The organism is uncultured Mucilaginibacter sp., assembly GCF_903893715.1.
Classification (GTDB): Bacteria; Bacteroidota; Bacteroidia; order Sphingobacteriales; family Sphingobacteriaceae; genus Mucilaginibacter.
Genome location: NZ_CAITNG010000142.1, coordinates 1 through 18,621 on the forward strand (window position 1 = coordinate 1; position 18,621 = coordinate 18,621).

At 43.8% G+C, this 18,621-nt stretch carries 18 protein-coding genes and 1 pseudogene; 7 read left to right on the forward strand and 12 right to left on the reverse strand.

The window, feature by feature from the left end:
• Nucleotides 1-100: pseudogene (locus QZX97_RS16975) on the forward strand (ribosome recycling factor); the annotation flags it as partial.
• Between the two features lie 752 nt (nucleotides 101-852).
• Here the strand turns inward: QZX97_RS16975 and QZX97_RS16980 are convergent.
• On the reverse strand, nucleotides 853-2,574 hold the full coding sequence (locus tag QZX97_RS16980) for a LamG-like jellyroll fold domain-containing protein (protein ID WP_295653107.1): 1,722 nt from the start codon (nucleotides 2,572-2,574) through the stop codon (nucleotides 853-855).
• An 813-nt stretch (nucleotides 2,575-3,387) separates the two neighbouring features.
• On the opposite strand from QZX97_RS16980, the gene QZX97_RS16985 reads away from it, so the two are divergent.
• Nucleotides 3,388-5,160 (forward strand): ABC transporter ATP-binding protein, encoded by a 1,773-nt coding sequence (locus tag QZX97_RS16985; protein WP_295653104.1) that lies wholly within the window; start codon nucleotides 3,388-3,390, stop codon nucleotides 5,158-5,160.
• Nucleotides 5,161-5,233: 73 nt separating this feature from the next.
• Nucleotides 5,234-5,446, forward strand: a complete 213-nt coding sequence (locus QZX97_RS16990) for a PLDc N-terminal domain-containing protein (protein ID WP_295653101.1) — start codon at nucleotides 5,234-5,236, stop codon at nucleotides 5,444-5,446.
• Between the two features lie 117 nt (nucleotides 5,447-5,563).
• Here QZX97_RS16990 and QZX97_RS16995 read toward each other — a convergent pair whose 3' ends face one another.
• The 4 genes from QZX97_RS16995 to QZX97_RS17010 form a co-directional block, all read right to left on the reverse strand.
• Nucleotides 5,564-6,850, reverse strand: a complete 1,287-nt coding sequence (locus QZX97_RS16995; protein ID WP_295653099.1) for an MFS transporter — start codon at nucleotides 6,848-6,850, stop codon at nucleotides 5,564-5,566.
• Nucleotides 6,851-6,930: 80 nt separating this feature from the next.
• Nucleotides 6,931-7,134 carry a hypothetical protein gene (locus QZX97_RS17000; protein WP_295653096.1) on the reverse strand — a complete coding sequence of 68 codons (204 nt, stop codon included), beginning with the start codon at nucleotides 7,132-7,134 and terminating at the stop codon, nucleotides 6,931-6,933.
• Between the two features lie 41 nt (nucleotides 7,135-7,175).
• Nucleotides 7,176-8,615, reverse strand: a complete 1,440-nt coding sequence (locus tag QZX97_RS17005) for a M20/M25/M40 family metallo-hydrolase (RefSeq protein ID WP_295664831.1) — start codon at nucleotides 8,613-8,615, stop codon at nucleotides 7,176-7,178.
• A gap of 15 nt (nucleotides 8,616-8,630) precedes the next feature.
• On the reverse strand, nucleotides 8,631-10,748 hold the full coding sequence (locus QZX97_RS17010) for a beta-galactosidase (RefSeq protein WP_295653090.1): 2,118 nt from the start codon (nucleotides 10,746-10,748) through the stop codon (nucleotides 8,631-8,633).
• Nucleotides 10,749-10,841: 93 nt separating this feature from the next.
• On the opposite strand from QZX97_RS17010, the gene QZX97_RS17015 reads away from it, so the two are divergent.
• The gene (locus tag QZX97_RS17015) at nucleotides 10,842-11,168 is read left to right on the forward strand and encodes a hypothetical protein (RefSeq protein WP_295653087.1); all 327 of its coding nucleotides are present in this window, start codon (nucleotides 10,842-10,844) and stop codon (nucleotides 11,166-11,168) included.
• Between the two features lie 83 nt (nucleotides 11,169-11,251).
• Here the strand turns inward: QZX97_RS17015 and QZX97_RS17020 are convergent, their stop codons facing one another.
• From QZX97_RS17020 to QZX97_RS17050, 7 genes are all read right to left on the reverse strand, one after another.
• Nucleotides 11,252-12,094: a prolyl oligopeptidase family serine peptidase gene (locus QZX97_RS17020; protein WP_295653084.1), complete on the reverse strand. Its 843-nt coding sequence runs from the start codon at nucleotides 12,092-12,094 to the stop codon at nucleotides 11,252-11,254.
• 90 nt (nucleotides 12,095-12,184) lie between these two features.
• A complete protein-coding gene (locus QZX97_RS17025; protein ID WP_295664833.1) occupies nucleotides 12,185-12,667 on the reverse strand; it encodes a hypothetical protein in 483 nt (160 codons plus the stop codon).
• Between the two features lie 43 nt (nucleotides 12,668-12,710).
• Entirely contained in the window at nucleotides 12,711-13,064 is a 354-nt protein-coding gene (locus QZX97_RS17030; RefSeq protein ID WP_295651349.1) for a hypothetical protein, read from the reverse strand.
• Nucleotides 13,065-13,226: 162 nt separating this feature from the next.
• A complete protein-coding gene (locus QZX97_RS17035) occupies nucleotides 13,227-13,430 on the reverse strand; it encodes a hypothetical protein (RefSeq protein WP_295651345.1) in 204 nt (67 codons plus the stop codon).
• A gap of 55 nt (nucleotides 13,431-13,485) precedes the next feature.
• Complete coding sequence (rnc, locus tag QZX97_RS17040; protein WP_295651343.1) at nucleotides 13,486-14,211, reverse strand: ribonuclease III; 726 nt, start codon at nucleotides 14,209-14,211, stop codon at nucleotides 13,486-13,488.
• A gap of 9 nt (nucleotides 14,212-14,220) precedes the next feature.
• Nucleotides 14,221-15,474: a beta-ketoacyl-ACP synthase II gene (gene fabF, locus QZX97_RS17045; RefSeq protein ID WP_295651340.1), complete on the reverse strand. Its 1,254-nt coding sequence runs from the start codon at nucleotides 15,472-15,474 to the stop codon at nucleotides 14,221-14,223.
• Between the two features lie 18 nt (nucleotides 15,475-15,492).
• Nucleotides 15,493-15,729, reverse strand: coding sequence for an acyl carrier protein (locus QZX97_RS17050; protein ID WP_295651338.1), 237 nt, complete (start codon nucleotides 15,727-15,729; stop codon nucleotides 15,493-15,495).
• A 249-nt stretch (nucleotides 15,730-15,978) separates the two neighbouring features.
• On the opposite strand from QZX97_RS17050, the gene QZX97_RS17055 reads away from it, so the two are divergent.
• The 3 genes from QZX97_RS17055 (at nucleotide 15,979) to QZX97_RS17065 (ending at nucleotide 18,567) form a co-directional block, all read left to right on the forward strand.
• Nucleotides 15,979-16,398 carry an IPExxxVDY family protein gene (locus tag QZX97_RS17055; protein WP_295651336.1) on the forward strand — a complete coding sequence of 140 codons (420 nt, stop codon included), beginning with the start codon at nucleotides 15,979-15,981 and terminating at the stop codon, nucleotides 16,396-16,398.
• 67 nt (nucleotides 16,399-16,465) lie between these two features.
• A complete protein-coding gene (gene pyk, locus QZX97_RS17060) occupies nucleotides 16,466-17,896 on the forward strand; it encodes a pyruvate kinase (protein ID WP_295651333.1) in 1,431 nt (476 codons plus the stop codon).
• A gap of 173 nt (nucleotides 17,897-18,069) precedes the next feature.
• On the forward strand, nucleotides 18,070-18,567 hold the full coding sequence (locus QZX97_RS17065) for a hypothetical protein (RefSeq protein WP_295651329.1): 498 nt from the start codon (nucleotides 18,070-18,072) through the stop codon (nucleotides 18,565-18,567).
• Nucleotides 18,568-18,621: the final 54 nt, after the last annotated feature.

Sequence of the window (18,621 nt, forward strand, 5' to 3'; positions counted from 1 at the left end):
AAAAGTTGGTGAGGCCGAGTGCCAAAAGCTTACTGATGCCTATATTGCCAAAGTTGACCAACTACTGGAATTGAAGGAAAAAGACATCATGACGGTTTAAAAGCAAACTGAATGTCAAATTATAAGGGAATGAGCTGATTAAGGGACCCTTATCATCAATCAAAATTAAAAAGACCCGATCCGAAGAAACTACGATAATGAGTTTACTTGAAGATGCCATCCACAGGATATAAATACAGTTAGTGAACACTTAGTTGTTTTTATTTATTAAGGGAATAAGTGTGTATTTTCATCTCTCTCCTTAAAGGGTAATCTAAATATACGCTAATAACTGGGGCCTCTAGAGGGATATTGCGTTTCAATACAACGATACGCCAATCAAACACTAAACATACATATACCATTTTTCGTGGTCTATTATTTAGACTACGCAATTTTTCGCAGTCTAAATTTAACGTTTTACTCACCTCTCGCCCAACGACGATAAAAAAACCTATGTTTCACAGCAACAATTAATAAACGACATAAAAAAAAGATAATCAACCAATTACAAAACAACCGCGCCACATTTGGGATGTGGAGGCCGCAGGTTCTCTCGCCCCTACCGGCAAAGCATCTTCTGCCAAAAGCAGGCAAAATAATTGCAGGCCATGACATAAAAAACGTCCGTTTTATAGCAGGTTTATTTTACTGTTTCTAATTTAATTGATAGTATTTTGGCTATATTTACCAAACACTATTAATTTGCTGAAGTAAACTTAGGTTAAATGGCCAACTTAAACTACTATAATATCACCTCATTCGAGGAAATAAATATTCTCCCCAAATATTGGCAAAGCTTAAAACCACAATTTAGTGTAAGTCCATCCACCGGCGAGAGTTGTTCGGAATAAGGGTGCCTATGCTATTTGTTATCTGCGTTTGTGTAATTGGCGTATTCCAAATACGTAATTCGTCTATCTCTCCTGCAAAAGGTTGCCCATAAGTTTGGCTTACTCCGATCAGGAAATTGCCCGAAGCATAAACCGTTTCTATAACCTTTGTTGTGGGTATAGCTACACCATTAATATAGATACTCATGGTTCCGGTAGTTGCGTTCCAGGTGGCGGCAACATGTGTCCATGTACCAATAGTTACGTTTTGCACTGTGCCGGTATATTTATACATCGTGGGATAGCCGGTGCCGTTCACCCACACCTCGGCGGCCACAGTACCCTGGTTCAGGTAAAAGTTGTAATCGCCGTCTTTTCGCACAATCGATTTGATATCGTTTATATCACTTGGCTTTATCCAGGCTTCTAAAGTATAACCCGATTTGCCGAGGTTTGTAATAGCGCTTGTTGGCGGCACATCCACAAAACCACTATAGCCATCCAAATTAAGCGCATCGCCCCAATTAACCACGCTACCCGCATCAGAGCCCATTGCCTTTAAAGTAACCGAACTGCCCTGGCAAAAAGTAGTTGGCCCCGAAGCTGTAATAGCCCCTACAGGAAAGGCCGAAACGTTAACAGTAACCGGTGCCGATGTAGAACTGTAACTTTTTACATAACTGTAAACATTGTTAGTAGAAATAGTAACAGAATATACGCCCGACGTGCCGACATTGATACTTTTCGTAGTTTCGCCCGTATTCCATAAATAGGTGTAATAATCCGCTGTCTGGGTGTTAGCTGTTAAAGTAACGATACCCCCGGCGCAGAAAGTGGTTGGGCCGCTCGCGTTAATAACTGGCACATTGAAAGTTACAGGTTCTGATGGGCCTGATGATATTGTATCACCTTTGATATCAGTAGCTGTAACAATAAAACTATAGGTCTGCCCGTTGGTTAAACCAGTAACAGTTAATGGTGAGTTTTGACCGCTAACGGTGGCCCCGCCGGGCGTTGCTGTTACACTATAGCCGGCAATAGATGTTGGGTATGGACCAGGTGTTCCACTTACATCCTGCATTGCGTTAATCGCGCTAAAGTTTGGTGGCGTCGGCATAACGGTGAAGGGAACTCCTGTTAAAGCCGCTATCGGCTCCATAGTGTAGAGGTCGTATTGCTTAGTATTACCACTATAAATGTCATTTAAAAATACATAGGTGTTATTTGTTGTTAAGCAAACAATTTGGCTAGGGTCAATAAAGCCGATTGTATTACCATAAAAATCAACCTCGTTGTCGGTAAAGTCAATTGTAGAAAAATCAAACATAGTAAATTGACCAGTCGAAGCATCTAAAGTCAAATATGTTAGGCTTTTATCTAAAAAAGGTAACGCTTGGGCAACCGTGGGCGCTGGAATTATCGTTTGATTAGTATAGGGGTCAAATTCGCTTCCATCGCTGTTTACACCTAAACCTGTTAACACATCAATATATGCGCCAAAAGTGTTGCTATAAGCAGCCGCCGACAAAAAAGGTGTCGCCGGGATGAAATTAACAGTAGCCTGGCCGTTAGCAGGTACAATCGATGTGATAACAGGCGGCCCTATTGGCACCTGGGCAAACACCGGGGCAGCGCTTAAAACAGCGGCCAAGCAAAACAAAAAAAGCCTTCCGGCAATACGTTGGGTAACAGTACTGGTCATATTTTAATAGGTTAAACAGTAAAAAAATAAGGAAGATGTTTGTTTATGAAAAACGACTAAACGTATTGATTATTAGTAAATAATGTTTCCCAATAAATAAATGTAGTTTTTTATAAGTCACAAAATGGAAAAAATAATTAAATAATTAACAGAGAAATTAAATTTCTTTATTAATTATAAAATACTGCGACAGCATATTTTGCGAACGCGAAAATGGCTGGCCTACAATAGACCTTCGCTATTACCTCAGTTCAGTAGCGTAGCAACACCCATATTGATAAGCAAAAACAAATGCACCGGGCGAAATGCAAGAACGATTACCAATAAAAGCCGCCAAATGATGTTAATAGGCATGCTGTTATAGCCCTGTAAAATCCGGAAATGAGGATTGATCTGTTGCGGTAAGCAACTGTACTATCGCTCTTAAATTCCACGTTTACCATTCAAATGGCGGTAGTCAACGAACTGTTAGTTTCAAATCAGAGGAAGAGCCTATCCGGGAAGTGGTAACCTGATAACTATGGTGGTCTTTCCGGCAGTAAGTGTTACAAAACAACAGTTGGATTGATATCATGACACGAAGATGAACTAACGAAACATTATCAGTAGATAGTTTTTCATAATTTTGTTCACTTCAATGGGATCGATAGACTATTGTTTAAAGTCCATCAAATAAGATTCAATTACAAGAGATTGTTTCCGAAATGTTTCAGATAATCTAAGTGTTAACAATCAATCGCATTGATATACAAGTAATTAAATTGACACAGGAATGAGCTGATTAGCCATTCCCTTTTTTTATTTTTGTTACCAATGAAGACACTCTTATCCTATTTAAAACAACACCGCTGGATCGTGGCGCTCGCGCTGCTGCTTGCGGCATTCAACATAGGTTTCTCGTTAATGGACCCCTTTTTCACCGGTAAAATAGTTGACCAGGCTATAGAAAAACGCGATTCGTTAAGCCATGCCGAGTTTGTATCAGTTATACTGAAATGGGTCGGTCTGGCAATCGGCTCTGCAATGGTATCGCGTATAGCTAAAAACTTCCAGGATTATTATACAAATATCATTACTCAAAAAGTTGGCGCAAAAATGTATGCGGATGGGTTACAACATTCCCTTAAACTGCCATATCAGGTTTTTGAAGACCAACGAAGTGGCGAAACTTTAGGGATACTTCAAAAGGTGCGCCTCGATTCCGAAAAGTTTATTACCGCTTTTATCAGTGTATTATTTGTTAGTATAATAGGCATGGGCTTTGTCATCGTTTATTCGTTAACGGTAAGCTACAAAGTTACGTTGGTATATTTTGGAGCTATACCGATAATTGCACTTGTCAGTGTTTTGTTGAGCAAGCGTATCAAAACCATACAACGTAAAATTGTAGGTGAAACAACAGCGTTAGCAGGCTCTACCACCGAGTCGCTACGTAATATCGAATTGATAAAGAGCCTTGGTTTGGCCGATCAGGAAATTGATCGTTTGAACAAAACCACTTACAAAATTTTAGGCCTCGAACTACAAAAAGTAAAATTTGTAAGGAGTATGAGTTTTGTACAAGGTACAACCGTAAACTTTGTGAGAAGTGTTATGATCGTGGTTTTACTGCTGTTGATATTTGAGCGCAGCATTTCTCCGGGGCAGTATTTTAGTTTTCTTTTTTACTCTTTCTTTTTGTTTAACCCTTTACAGGAACTCGGTAATGTGATCTTGGCTTGGCGCGAATCTGAAGTATCAATGGGCAACTTCGTTCGTATACTGAGCACGCCTATCGATGTTAAACCTGAAAAACCGGTACTCATCGAAAAGGTAAAAACACTGGAGTTTAAGGATGTAGTATTTAAACACCTTACCGCTACGCGCAATGCCCTTAACGGGATAGGTTTCAAGGTAAATACGGGCGAAACCATCGCTTTTGTTGGCCCTTCGGGCTCCGGTAAAACCACGCTGGTTAAACTGTTGGTTGGCCTTTATCAACCATTAGAAGGTAAGGTGTTATACAATAATACCGAAAGCAGCGAGATAGACCTCGATCAACTCCGCGAAAAAATAGGCTTTGTTACGCAGGATACCCAACTATTTTCGGGTTCTATCCGCGAGAACCTGTTATTTGTTCGCCCTGAAGCCACCGACGAGCAATGCTTGAACGTATTACAAAAAGCAGCCTGCCAAACCCTGATGGCCCGCGCCAGTCATGGCCTTGATACCGTTATCGGCGAAGGCGGCGTGAAGGTATCGGGCGGCGAAAAACAACGTTTGTCCATCGCCCGTGCCTTACTGCGCAACCCCGATATTTTGGTGTTCGACGAAGCCACTTCGTCCCTCGATTCGATAACCGAAGAAGAAATTACGGAGACCATCCGCGATGTATCGACCCTGGATGAACACCATATTACCATTCTCATCGCCCACCGCTTATCCACTATTATGCATGCCGACAGGATATATGTGCTCGAAAAAGGCCATATTATCGAGGCTGGCAAGCACCCGGAATTGTTAGAGCAAAAAGGCTTGTATTATGCCATGTGGCGCCAACAGATAGGCGAAAAGTATACGGCGTCCGAAACATTTGCTTTAAATTAAACTTATTTGGGTTTCGATTGTCTTTATAAACATTACTGTACAATCCTAACTTTCACAGTTTAATTCAATCGTCATGGAATTTGTTACTTCAATGGTCAGCGGTGTTGTTGGCCTCATCTTTTTCATCATCGAGTTGATACTCGTGGTGTACGCTTTGATGGATATCTTTAAAAATTCAAGTTTTAGCCAAAGCACCAAACTGCTTTGGTTTATCATTATCCTATTGATACCCATCTTGGGCTCATTGCTCTACCTGTTTTGGGGTCGTACCAAAAACTTTTTGTAAACAACAACCAAACCCCCGTGTCATTTCGACCGTAGGGAGAAAACTTTACAAAACAGACTCCCGGAGCCCGTAATGCCCGTAAAGTTTTCTCCTCGTACCTCGTCGAAATGACAGTTTTTATGCCGCGGGTTCCGGCGCGTGTATCTCTTCCATTTTCATGGGAACAAGCTTTTTTGTGTTGAGCCAGGTTACGGTAACAATCAATAAGGTCATGCCGCCACCAAAAAGCACCGATGGTATAGTGCCCATAAACTGCGCCGCCATACCCGATTCAAAGGCTCCAATCTCGTTAGACGAGTTGATAAACATGGAGTTTACCGCCGATACCCTGCCCCGCATTTTTTCGGGGATGAGCACCTGCATAATGGTCGACCGTATCACCATGCTCACACTATCGAACGAGCCTAACATAAACAGGAAGAACAACGACAGGTAGAAGTTTCTAGATAAGCCAAAACATATGATGGATATACTAAAACCGGTTACGGCAATGAGCAAATTTCGCCAGGGTTTACCCATGGGCGAGTAGCGTGTCAGAATAAACATCGTGATTACCGCCCCTACCGAATCTGCTGCGCGCATCATACCAAAACCGGCGGCGCCAACGCTCAAAATATCCTTGGCAAATACCGGCAGCACGGCCACTACGCCTCCAAACAATACGGCAAACAAATCAAGGGTTTGCGCGCCCAACAGCATGCGGCTGCTTTTATAAAAACGCCAGCCTTCCATCAGGCTTTCGGATATGCTTTCTTTAGGCACATATTCAGGGTGGTGCCTGTTTAAAAATAAGATGGATATGAGCGCTATGCTGATAAAGATGAGTATCACCAAAAAGGTTACCGTAACGCCCGCCCAGGCAAACAAAAAACCGCCCACCATAGGGCCAACTACCGAAGCGAACTGCCAGGTGGTGCTGTTCCAGATGGAGGAGTTTTGGTACTCATGCTTGGGGATGATACGCGCCATGATGCTGAATGCTGTTGGCCCGTAAAAACCCCGGCCCAGCCCTACCACAAATATCATGGCATAGATAAAAAACAGTTCCACACCATTGCTGATGTAACGTTTGGCTTGCGGCATGGTAACCAGCAGCAATACCGCCGAAGCCAGCCACATGGCCGAAAAGATAATGAGCATTAACCGTTTGCGCTCCGATTTATCAGCAATATAGCCGCCGTATAGGGCGATACTAATGGCAGGAACAGCCTCGGCCAAACCAATAAAACCCAAAGCCGACTTAAGCCCCGTTAACTTGTAAATATAATAACCGATGATAACGGCCTGCATTTGGTAAGCAAACGTAAAAAAGAAACGCATGCTCAAATACCAGCGAAACTCTTTATAACGCAGGGCCGCGTAACGGTCTTTTTTAATGGGTTTACCCGTTTCTCCTTCTTCCAATGTTGATAAAGTATAGCACAAACATACTTAACGCTATGTTGACTTGAGGTAAAAAAATAAATTGATTAGCCAGGGGTTGATTAAAATCCTACTTTTTCCGACAGTATTTCTTCAACATCCTTGCTGTCTACACCATGTTTACGGGCTATCTCGGCTAACAAGCGTGTTTGCACACGTTGATTCCGCAAAATATGCGGAATGCTGAAAAGTGTGCGTATCACCAGTACCGACAGTGCAGTCGAGATAATAAAGAAGATAATATAAGCCCAATTACTCGTCATCATAAAGCTCGTTTTTTAGGTTATGATTGTTTAAAATTCGTGATTTAAAACTTCAGCCCGTGTTGGTCTATTAAATACATCAGCGATGCCATGGCTGCCGAACCCAGTTCCAGTTCACGTTTGTTTACATTCTCGAACACATCATTGGGTGTATGGTGTATATCAAAATATCGTTGCGAGTCGCCTTTAAAGCCGATGAGCACTACGCCGGGTACTTTTCCCTGTAAAGGTTCAATATCGCTGCCACCACCACCATTGGTTAGCTTGTCGGCATCATAAGGCTCCAACAACGGCTTCCAGTATTGGTTGATGACCTTCAGCGCACCCGGCTGCAAGCCGCTAAAGCCGAATCCGCGTGGAGTAAAACCACCGCCATCGGTTTCAATGGCTGCTATATGGTCTTCTTTATTTTGGGCGGCCAGCTCAGCATATTTATCACCACCAAGGTCGCCGTTTTCTTCGTTCATAAAAAACACCACACGCAGGCTGTTTTTTGGGCGATAGTTCATCGCTTTTAAAATGCGCACTGCCTCTAACGCGCCGGTTACACCGGTACCATCGTCATTAGCACCTTCGGCCAAATCCCACGAATCCAGGTGCCCGCCTACGATGATAAATTTATTGGGGTTCTCAGTTCCTGTCAGTTCGCCTACCACGTTAAACGATGGTGCATCGGGCAGTTGCCCGCAGTTGGTTTTAAAGTAAAATTTGGTACCGGGCGACTTTTTTAACGCAGCGCTTAACTCGTTGGCCGCTATGGTAGAGATGGCCGCAGCAGGTATCTTCGGCACGCCGTCAATATAATTGGTTGTACCCGTATGGGGATAATTATCCAGAGCCTCGGTAAGCGAACGTACAATAACACCCACCGCGCCATATTTTGCCGCTGCTGCAGGCCCGGCAAAACGCTGGTCGCCGGCGGTGCCATAAGCCGCTCCGGTTTCGATGAAGCGTGGGTCAAACGGACGGTTAAAAAACACAATTTTTCCTTTTATCCCGGCCTCGCCCAATGTTTTTAATTCGTCCAAACTATGCAGCTCAATTACATTGGCAGTAAGCCCCGCTTTAGGTGTGGCTACCGACATGCCCAATGCGCATATCGCTACAGGCGTTTTCTCTGTTCCCTCAACAATAAAGCCCTGCTCCTTTGCGCCGCGTACCCAGTGAGGCACCATACAAGGCTGCAAAAACACCTTATCAAAGCCATAGCTTTCCATCAGCTTTTTGCCCCAGTCCACCGCCTTTTGCGCGTTTGCCGAGCCGCTTAAACGCTGACCAATATTTTTGCACAAGTAATGCAAATTCTGGTAGCATTGGCCGTTAACCAAAGCCTCATCGTAAATTTTTCGCAGCATCACAGAGTCGGCCTTTTGCGCGAATACGCCAATAGAAAAAGTTAACAGGGCAAGCAGGGTAAGGGTTTTCTTCATCTGTACATGGGTGTTTAAAATTTGTTCGTCGTCAATTTCTTCTGCGTTACCCAAATATGCGGTTTTTGCTCAATCTTTCCAAACCACCACATCGGCGGTATTCAGCGTGCGGCTGCCGATCAATACTTTTGCCGTTGCCGGGATAGGTACCTGGTACGCCTTAGGACTATAATTTACCCCCACCCAAAAACCATCGCGCCATTCGATGATGACACCCTTTGGCAAGTCGGCCACAGGGATGCCCGCTTCACGGTATACCATTTTTAGCACATCTTTTTCTAATGAACCATCGTGCGTATCCGGCCCAACAAAGGTTACCGTGCCCTTGCCCAGCTTGCGGTTTATAACCGCTGCCCTTCCGGCATAAAACTGGTTGCTGTATTTGGCCCAAACCTCGGTGCCGGGCATAGGGTCCAGCACATCGGCCCAGGTGTTCCATTTATAGGTTTTGTTGAGCATTTTTACCGTGCCTTGTACTGTATCGGGCATCAAATCGTAAAAAGGGACTTTCGCGCCTATCAGGTTGTAAATCGGTTCGGCCCATTTCATTTCCCAAAGCTTAGCGTTTCGGTCCTTTTGGCCGGTGCGGCAGGTAAGCACCAGGTGCCCGCCGTTCTCCACGTAAGTTTTCCAGCGTTCCACCAGTTTGGCATCCAGCAACTCATAGGCCGGGGCTACCATTACCGGGTATTTGGCAAAATCTTTGGCTTCAGTTATCACATCAACGGGCGCGCCCATTTCTTTCAGCGCGCCATAGTAACGCATCACGTGCGACTCATAATCCCATTGGTAGGTTTGGGGTTGGTTATCCTCTTCCCAACGGTTATCGGCGCTCCAAAGCACAGCCGCCTGGCGGTTATGGTAAGCTGCCGGCACCTGCGCGTCGGGCTGGTAATAGGGTTTTATGCTTTTCAGTTCCTTTATTACCTTAATATACTCCAAACCGCTCGTGGTTGGTGTTACCCCATCCGGACCTAAAATGCCGTAATGGTATTGCTCGCCGCCCACCAAGGGTTCTTTAAAGCGGTAGTTGCACACAAACTTGTTGCCTCCCGCAAAGGCATGCCATATCCACATACGCACCACGCCGGGCATCGGTATAGGGTTAAACTTTCCCCAGTTTACCTGCCCGGGCTGCAATTCCATTACGCCGGTAGTACCGTTAATGGAACGGAACAAATCATTCGCGAAAGCGATGCTGGTTGGCGAACCCATCCTAAAACCTTGCGGACCGAGGCCTTTATCATACCCCGCAACCAAATATTTGGTATAGGTTGCAAAGTCAAGGTTGGTCATGCGGGTCGGGTCAACAGGCGCGTGCTCGGGCATCAGGTTGGTGGTTATCCACTGCTCGGGCAGGATGTATTTACGCAGGATATTATATTGCAGGCCCAGGAAATCGGTCACCTCGTCGGATGAGAAACGTCTAAAATCCAACACCGCGTGCGGACTTGGCTGCGCGATCAGCTCTTTACCATTGGGGATGCGTATCTGGTCGAAACTGCTGTAGCGGATGCTCCAAAAGGCCGTGCCCCAAACTTTGTTCACCGTATCGATGCTTTTGTATTTATTCTTCACCCATTCGCGGAAGCGTACCTGCGCGGCGGGGCTGTAATCGTATTGTCCGTAGTGCGATGGCTCATTGTCTAACTGGTAACCCCAAATGCGCTTATCGCCCGCATAATGTTTGGCCAGTGCCGTCACCATTTTGGCCACATAATCGCGATAAACCGGGCTGCTCCAGCTGCATTGCTGCCTTGAGCCATGCTGCATCGTCATACCATCTTCGTTCACCACCAGCACTTCGGGATGCTTTTGCTCCAGCCATGCGGGTGGGGTAGGCGATGAGGTACACATGATCACCTTGATGCCGTTTTGATGCGCCAGTTCAACGGCCTCATCCAGCCATGTAAAATCAAAATGCCCTTCTTCCGGCTCTATAAAGGCCCAGGCAAACTCGCCGTAATGCGTAAAATCGAAACCCACCTCAGCCATTTTTTTGATGTCGCGCGCCCAATACTGGTGCGGCCATTGCTCGGGGTAATAGTACGAGCCGATGGGCATCAGATCGCTTTTGGGGAAGAATTTATCGGCGCTTTGCGCGGAAGCGGTATTTGTTATCAGCCACAGCGACAAAAAACAAAGGCACAGCCGGGTTATGTTGCGAAAGGGTTTTACTGAAAGCATGGTGTTGCGGTTTAAGGAGGCAATTTATTAATTATTATTGTCAGTTTAACAATAAATGTCGGGAATTATTAGATTTGAAAAAGCATTATTACAATGAAAAACATACCTTTCTTTAAACTATATCTATATTCTCTTTTTGCTGCAATTCCACTTTCTATATTTATAGCTTTTCTATCTTTATTCCACGCGTTCCCTATTCAATTCAATGATAAACCTACATTTGGTATCGAGGGCTTTATAGTATGCATTGTTTTCACACCATTTTGGGTATTCTTAGTTAATTGTTTGAATTGGTCTGCCCTAAGTTTTGGCCGTTGGTTGTATATTTTATTTTGCAAAGTTGCCAAAATAAAATCAGATGAGATTTCAACAGAGGAAGACGATCTAAAAGCTTTTATAAGTAAGGGCGACCAAAGATAATGAAGCCGTACGTTGGTCGGAATTATAATCCCCGACCCTGAGAACTTTAGAGTTGCAATCCCCGAATGGGAACCATCCGCCTCCTACGGTTTCACCATACTCTTAAAAAACTTTACCACTACGGCAGTCGCTTCCTGTGGGTAAACGTGGCCGCCGGGGTGTACATACAATACGGTTGGGGTATTGGTAGTGGAAGGGTACAGCGTAGCATATTGCGCGCCATAACTCTGACCCTGACTTGCATTGCAACCGTTTATTTGTAGTACTTTATCGCACATTAATTTTTGCCATTCGGGTTTTACCAGCGGGTCGGTTTGGCCCATAATATGCAGGGCAGGTTTGGGTTTCAGCCGGCCGACGATCTTGCCCGCCACTGCCGATGAAGGCGCTACGGCAGCAAAAACATCCCCTCGCATGGCCCATAGCAAATAGGTAAACCCACCCCCGTTGGAGTGGCCAGTAGCGTAAATACGCTTGTCGTCAACTTTATAATCTTGCTGCAGGCTTTTCAGCATAGTATCAAAAAAATGGATATCGCGGTCGCCCATATCGCCGGGGCCTCTTTGCCAACCGGGCACATTGCCGGCGGGGTCGGTAAGCTGTCCGGGGGTATTCAAACCCTGCGGACAAACAATAATAGCCTCCGGCCAAATCTTCTCAAACCCGCGGCCTTTAAACATGTTTTGCATGGTACCCCCATGTCCGTGAAAAAGAAAAACCACCGGTGTAGCCGTTGTTTTTGCCGTTGCCGGGATGTACACCATCGCCTCGCGGTCAACACCGTCAACAGTCCAGTGCACCACACTCGTCACCGGGTCGCCCGTTGGTTGATACGCTGATGTGGCCATCGCCATAAAAACAAAACAGATAAAAAACAAGCTGCGCAACGCCGCGCGACGGTTGATATGGGCTAAAGGTTTGTGCATATTGTTTAGAGTTGAAAGGGGGATAAAGGTTTAAGCGGGTACAAATAAGCTATGTTTAGATTAAAAATTCAGACTAACTGGAATGCCAAATCAGTCGATGAATTTCAACGCCTCTTTTGCATTATACGAAATCAAGAAATCGGGATTGCTACAATAGTCTTTAATCATGTTATTAATTCTGTCATCTCTAAATAGACTCAAATAAGAAAAGGCGAAAACAAGATCCCATTTTTTACTCAGTTTTTTAAACTCAGCAAGCGCTACATCAGTCATTTCATCTTGTTTGGTTAAGTTGAATATTGCTGAGGCTATTATAATTTTCTGCAATCCGATCTCGCATTTTTCCAATGACTTCAACATATCAGGAACTGCCTCTGTTGAATGCATGTACGAAAGTGTTTCTATAATTAGCGTGTCCTCTGGATAAATCTGCAACTTGGCAATTAATGCATCTTCAACAACTTTTTTCTCGTGTTCATTTAATTGATTTATCAAATGACTATTAGAAAATTCATTCCTATGTTCATGATCATTGATCGGAATTATTTCTTCTATTTTTTTATTTAAATCCATGATGTAAATAATCTAAATCATCAATTGTTCAGGACTTACAATCCTACTGCTCCACAAAATGCCAGCACACCCCCGCAATATCAATCAAATTCACCTCGCGGCCATAAGGTTGCGGTATGATCCTGCTCATGCGGATGCCGTATTTTTCGGGCAATTGTTTATCCAGCACCATTTGTCTGAAATCGTCCACACTATCCACCTTTACGCTCAGCATAAAGTTTTCGGGAAAGCCCGGCACATCATAATGCTGCAAGATAAAACGGCATTCATCGCGCTGAAAGCCCGCATACCCCGGCTGTTCCCAATTGATATGGAAACCCAGTTCGATAAACAAAGCTTTGGAGCCTTCGTAATTACTGCCCGATGGCACAAAGGGTTCGAGGGATAGGAATTTCATGGTGGTGGCATTTGTTGGTTAAATATAAACGACAATTATAAAAACCACAAGCCATGCAGAGATAAACTTTAAGCGACGTTTAACAAAAAGTAGTGTTGCAACAACAATTTAAAAGGCTTTTTCTGACAACCCACTACCGAAAAAATAATGTAAATGTCGGACTTACTTAAAATACGAAAGCGGTATAATCTTCCACATACCATGTGCCAGGCCACCGGTAAGCAACTCATAAACGATATAAAGGGGCCAAAAAAGATAGCTCAGCAAGAGGTACAGCAGGTTATGGTTATAGTACCAGTTTATCATCAGGGTATAAATCCCTAATAAAAAGTAAACAATACTGCTGTCGCGTTCTCTTTTTGCCATAATTAAAGTTATGGATAAAACGAGGAATGCGCAAAAACGTTTTTATTTATTTCAATTAAATGCCTAAGGCTTCGCAAGCCCTTTCGGCGGCTAATTTTTCGGCGTTCTTTTTGTTGAACTCCTTACCCGTGCCCAGCACTTCGCCATCGATGCTTACCTGCATGGTAAATAGCTTGGTGTTTTCGCCTTCCTGGTTGGGGTACAGGTCGAACGAAACATCCTTACTATGGCGCTGGCACCATTCTATCAGCTTGCTTTTAAAGTTGGTTTCGGTTTGCTCCAGCGTGTGGATGTCGATATGCGATTTGATGATGTGGTTCACCAAAAAGTCTTTGGTAAAATCGTAGCCTTTATCTAAATATACCGCGCCTATCAGTGCCTCAAAGGCATCGCCCAGTAAACTACCCTGGCGGGTGGAGTTCACCATGCGGCTGTCGTACTCTATCAGGTCTTCAAAACCCAATTTGCGGGCCAGTTGGTTCAGGTTTACGCGGCTTACAATTTTTGAGCGCAGTTCGGTTAAAAAGCCCTCATCCTCGTAAGGGTAAAGCTTAAATAATGTTTCGGCAACAACGCTGCCTAATACGGCATCGCCCAAAAACTCAAGGCGCTCGTTGCTGTTTTTTACACCTTTTTTTACGTTTTGCGCGGCCGACCGGTGCCTGAAAGCCAACCTGTATAAACTTAAATTGCCCGGAACAAAGCCGAGCAAATTTTTTAATGACTTAACGTACTTGCGGTTAGGAGAAAAGTGTAACTTATATAACCGGATAAGTGGCATTCAAAACGATTAAGCCTGATACTTTTTGAAGATAACCGACGCATTGTGGCCACCAAAGCCAAAGCTGTTGCTTTGTACAATGTTTACCTGCCTGGCCTGAGCCTTGTTAAAGGTGAGGTTGATGCGCGGATCGAAAGCCGGATCGTCGGTAAAGTGGTTGATGGTTGGCGGAACGAGGTTGTTTTGCAAGGCCAGTATAGCAGCAATGGCTTCAACAGCGCCGGCAGCACCCAACAAGTGGCCTGTCATCGATTTTGTTGAGCTGATGTTGATGTTATAAGCATTTTCACCAAAAACTTCCTGTATCGCTTTTATTTCCTGCGGGTCGCCAATCGGGGTTGATGTTCCGTGAACGTTCACGTAATCAATATCGGCAGGGGTTAAGCCCGCATCTTCTAAAGCTGCTTTCATTACCAGGGCAGCGCCAAGTCCTTCGGGGTGTGGGGCCGTCATGTGGTATGCATCGGCACTCATGCCTCCGCCAATCATTTCGGCATAAATTTTTGCACCACGTTTTTTGGCGTGCTCCAGTTCCTCCAAAATAATGGTACCTGCGCCTTCACCGGCAACAAAGCCATCGCGGTCAAGGTCAAATGGCCTCGATGCGGTCGATGGGTCGTCGTTTCTGGTCGATAAGGCGTGCATGGCGTTAAAACCACCAATACCCGCTTCGTTTATGATAGCTTCTGAACCACCGCTGATGAACATGTTAGCTTTACCCAAACGGATATAGTTAAATGCATCGATAAGCGAATTGTTGGATGAGGCACAAGCCGAAACGGTTGTGAAGTTTGGCCCGCGCAGCCCGTATTTGATGGAGATATGCCCGGGGGCAATATCGGCAATCATTTTAGGGATAAAGAAGGGGTTGAATTTCGGGACACCGTCGCCTTTGGCAAAGTTGGTTACTTCGTCTAAAAAAGTTTTAAGGCCACCAATGCCCGAACCCCAAATTACACCGATACGGCTGGTATCGAGTTTTTCAAAGTCCAAACCGGCATCCTTAACGGCTTCTTCGGTCGAAAATAAGGCGTATTGAACAAAGGGGTCAAGCTTCCGGGCGTCTTTACGACCTAAAAAACCATCTGCATCAAAATTCTTTACCTCGCAGGCAAACTTTGTTTTGAAATGGGTGGTATCAAAACTTTTGATCATGGCGGCACCACTCACCCCATTAATCATCGCTTCCCAATATTCAGGAACGCTGTTGCCTATCGGAGTAAGTGCTCCAAGCCCGGTTACTACAACTCTTTTAAACTCCATTTAGCTGTTTTAAGGAGCTTATTTAACGTTTTTTTCAAGGTAAGCGATCGCTTGCCCTACTGTACCAATAGTTTCAGCCTGATCGTCAGGAATAGCCACGTTAAATTCTTTTTCAAACTCCATGATCAATTCCACGGTGTCTAAAGAGTCAGCACCAAGATCGTTGGTGAAACTTGCTTCAGGTGTTACTTCTGTTTCGTCAACACCTAATTTTTCTACGATGATAGCTTTTACTCTTGAAGCGATATCAGACATACTCTTAATAGTTTAATGATTAATAAATTCTGTGCAAAGAAAAATAAATTCTGTCAATTATCAAATCTAAAATCTTTTGGGCAATTAATAACATTTTTTAATGCCCCGGATGATTTTAATTTTTTTGATTTTTGGTTCGCAAATGTAAACAAGTATTGGTTTATTTTTCGATTTGTTTTACACGATAATAAAATATTGTGTTTGGTGGTTTCATTTGTATTTTTACTGCCTATTAAAGGTAGTGTTATTTTGAACAAAAAAGTACTGAAATTTGAGATAGACCTCGATTTTGAGCTGATTGCCATCACCTCATCATTAAAAGACTATCGTTTATGTTTTTTGATAAACAGGGCGCTGAATTTTGATTTTGCAAAAACCGACGACCTGCAACTCGACCTGTTGCCGGGCCCGGGCAAGGCTTTCTTTTCGTTTTATAAATACAACCAGCGCGATAACGGCGCCGAGTTTTTTTTGATATCGAACAAAGGTACGGAAGGCTACCTGATACCCGAGATGAACAAGACCGATTATTTGCTGATGATAAAAAATTATATTGATGAAAATGAGCTTGAAGAGCTTGTTACAGGCCTTAACCGGGTGCCCGAAATAGTGGCCGCTGTAAAGGTTGATCCAAAAAAAATAAAATCACGAGAAAATCTGTTATTTTAGCGCCGCATTTACATGGTGTATTTAGTACACTATTAGCTTGATTTCCTTAAAAACCAAAAATACTCAAATGAAAGTTTCAAACAACCGGACTAAAATTGTTGCCACACTCGGTCCTGCGTCGGTAAAAAAAGACGTTTTGCTGTCATTGATCAAAGCAGGCGTTAACGTTTGCCGCCTAAATTTTTCGCATGGTAAAGCCGAAGACCACCAGGTTGCTATCGACACCATTCGCGAGATAAATGATAAATATAAGATCAATGTGGGTATTCTGGCCGACTTACAGGGCCCCAAAATACGCATCGGCCTGGTGAAGGATGGCGGTATACATTTAGTGAACGGTACACGCATCAACATTACCACCAACGAGTGCATTGGCGACGATAACCAGATATACATTACTTATGATACTTTCCCTCAGGATGTACATGCCGGCGAAATTATTTTGCTGGATGATGGCAAGCTGCAAATGAAGGTAATTACCACCAACAGAAAAGACACCGTAGTTTGCGAAGTGGTGCACGGCGGTATTTTAACATCGCGCAAAGGGGTTAACCTGCCCAATACCAAAGTATCTATACCAAGTTTAACCGAAGAGGATTTAATAAACCTTGATTTCGCTTTGAAAAACGATGTGGAATGGATTGGTTTATCTTTCGTGCGTACCGCCGAAGATATTGTTGAACTGAAACGCATCATCAGCCGCAGCGGAAAGTCATCGCGCGTGATTGCTAAAATTGAAAAACCGGAGGCCATTGCCAATATCGATGCTATTATAGCGGTTACCGACGGTGTGATGGTTGCCCGCGGCGATTTGGGTGTTGAAATGCCATTAGAAGAAGTACCATTGCTGCAAAAAATGATTGCCCGTAAATGCCGTGCGGCATCAAAACCGGTCATCATTGCTACACAGATGCTCGAATCGATGATCACTACCCCTCGCCCTACACGGGCCGAGGTGAACGATGTGGCCAACTCGGTATTGGACGGCGCCGACGCGGTAATGCTAAGCGGCGAAACATCGGTAGGCGAGTTTCCGCTTATCGTTATCCAAACCATGGCCAAGATTGTACATAATGTGGAAGAATTAGGCTACCCTTTTAACACGCCTAAAGACAAATCGCCATTGCCGGGCAACCTGATAGGCGACGCCATTTGCAGCTCGGCTGTTTATCTTTCAGAAGAAACCAACGCTGTGGGTATTGTATCCATGACGGTTTCGGGTTATACCGCTTTCGAAATTTCGAGCCACAGGCCAAAGGCGGCTACTTATATCTTTACATCAAACCGTAACCTGCTGAACGCGCTGAGCCTGGTTTGGGGTGTAAAAGCTTTTTATTATGATAAGCTGGAAAGTACCGATAAAACCATCAGCGATGTAAACAGCATCCTGAAAACAGAAAACCTGATCGAGAATGGTGATATTGTGATCAACACGGCCGCTATCCCGATTGCCAAACAAGGCAAAACCAATATGCTGAAGGTGACTGTGGTTGAATAAACTCTCCTTTAAAATATGAAAGGCCTTCCCGATAGCTATCGGGAAGGCCTTTTTGTTTCTGTATGTTCCGCCTTATCAGACCTGGCCGTTTGATAGGGTATAAGAGCAACGATTGTTAAGAATAATTGTTTAATTTAAATTCAGTTTAGCAGATTTGAGAAACGAATAAAATCATGGAAATAAACTTGTTAAAAGATATTAATATAGATAATGGAGCACCCTCACCAAAAATACTATTTAGCGATTCTGCCTTGTATCTATTGTTTTATAAAAATAACACTGATGATAAAATTGACCCTGCCAAAGGAAGAGATAGCCTTATCAATAAAGGAATCGGAATTGTAAAATTCAAGAACGTACTTTCTTACAAATTTGGGTTACCAAATGATGAAACATTGGTGGGGCATACTTTATATAAATTTGGTCTGAAATATTATTCAGGCCAGTACATAGAGAAGTCGCCTTGGCTTGAAGAGCTAATTAAGTTAAATAGCGTCCACCCTTACCATAATCCTTCATCTTTTGACAACTATAAACATTATATTTTTACTTTTCATGATGATACATTCGAATGTATTGCCAAAGGATACGATGTAAAATATAAGAATAAAGCAATGTATGATTTAGCAAACGAAATTTTACATGAGATTTTTATAGAAGAAATTGGGTAGTATATTAAAAGTGTTGTCATTTAGTTGCCCTATCAGAAGCCTACGCCTGATAAG

Coding starts and splice junctions, on each gene's coding strand:
- QZX97_RS16980 (WP_295653107.1), bottom strand. CDS start 2,574: ATGACCAGTACTGTTACCCAACGTATTGCCGGAAGGCTTTTTTTGTTT.
- QZX97_RS16985 (WP_295653104.1), top strand. CDS start 3,388: ATGAAGACACTCTTATCCTATTTAAAACAACACCGCTGGATCGTGGCG.
- QZX97_RS16990 (WP_295653101.1), top strand. CDS start 5,234: ATGGAATTTGTTACTTCAATGGTCAGCGGTGTTGTTGGCCTCATCTTT.
- QZX97_RS17000 (WP_295653096.1), bottom strand. CDS start 7,134: ATGATGACGAGTAATTGGGCTTATATTATCTTCTTTATTATCTCGACT.
- QZX97_RS17010 (WP_295653090.1), bottom strand. CDS start 10,748: ATGCTTTCAGTAAAACCCTTTCGCAACATAACCCGGCTGTGCCTTTGT.
- QZX97_RS17015 (WP_295653087.1), top strand. CDS start 10,842: ATGAAAAACATACCTTTCTTTAAACTATATCTATATTCTCTTTTTGCT.
- QZX97_RS17020 (WP_295653084.1), bottom strand. CDS start 12,094: ATGCACAAACCTTTAGCCCATATCAACCGTCGCGCGGCGTTGCGCAGC.
- QZX97_RS17025 (WP_295664833.1), bottom strand. CDS start 12,667: ATGGATTTAAATAAAAAAATAGAAGAAATAATTCCGATCAATGATCAT.
- QZX97_RS17030 (WP_295651349.1), bottom strand. CDS start 13,064: ATGAAATTCCTATCCCTCGAACCCTTTGTGCCATCGGGCAGTAATTAC.
- QZX97_RS17035 (WP_295651345.1), bottom strand. CDS start 13,430: ATGGCAAAAAGAGAACGCGACAGCAGTATTGTTTACTTTTTATTAGGG.
- rnc (WP_295651343.1), bottom strand. CDS start 14,211: ATGCCACTTATCCGGTTATATAAGTTACACTTTTCTCCTAACCGCAAG.
- fabF (WP_295651340.1), bottom strand. CDS start 15,474: ATGGAGTTTAAAAGAGTTGTAGTAACCGGGCTTGGAGCACTTACTCCG.
- QZX97_RS17050 (WP_295651338.1), bottom strand. CDS start 15,729: ATGTCTGATATCGCTTCAAGAGTAAAAGCTATCATCGTAGAAAAATTA.
- pyk (WP_295651333.1), top strand. CDS start 16,466: ATGAAAGTTTCAAACAACCGGACTAAAATTGTTGCCACACTCGGTCCT.
- QZX97_RS17065 (WP_295651329.1), top strand. CDS start 18,070: ATGGAAATAAACTTGTTAAAAGATATTAATATAGATAATGGAGCACCC.